Below are 495 nucleotides of genomic sequence, written 5' to 3'. Positions count from 1 at the left end.
TGAGTACAAAAGAACAGAGCGCAACCCTGCTGCGCCTCAATAAACAGGAACAGGTAAAAGCCCTGCAGGCGGTAGGCTTTGCCGACATTACGGAGAATTCACGTGCCAGCGAGTTCCCGAACCGGATAAAGTGGGCTGCCGGATTGCTGGACATGCGGGTGGCATGTAACCGGATTTCCGATAATTCCAAATGGTATTTTACCCGTGAAGAATGGAACTCATTGACCCCTGCCAACAAGTTGAAGTTTATCCGTCGTGGTTTGTGTATCCGGGCGCATTCGCAGTCCTTTGTCATCGCTGCACAAGAATGTTATGCAGGGGACTTGTCCTCCAGTTTCTATTGGGGCGGTCTTGGTAAAACGATCGACGGGCTTTCCGCAAAGATGCTGGGCAAAATGTACACCTGCTTCACCGGGAAAGAGGATACACACCTGATCCTTGATGCCCTGAAAGGAACAAATTCGAACGGTGTGGAAGGCGCACCCGCTGCGGAAG

The 495-nt window shown here is 51.7% G+C and carries 1 pseudogene; it reads left to right on the top strand.

Annotated elements, in window-relative coordinates:
• Window positions 1-495, top strand: a pseudogene (locus HMPREF2794_RS07685) (Vir protein); the annotation flags it as partial.

The organism is Bacteroides sp. HMSC067B03 (assembly GCF_001811315.1).
Lineage (GTDB): Bacteria > Bacteroidota > Bacteroidia > Bacteroidales > Bacteroidaceae > Bacteroides > Bacteroides faecis.
The sequence above is the reverse complement of the archived record's forward strand: the minus strand, read 5'-3'. Positions and strand labels throughout refer to the sequence as shown.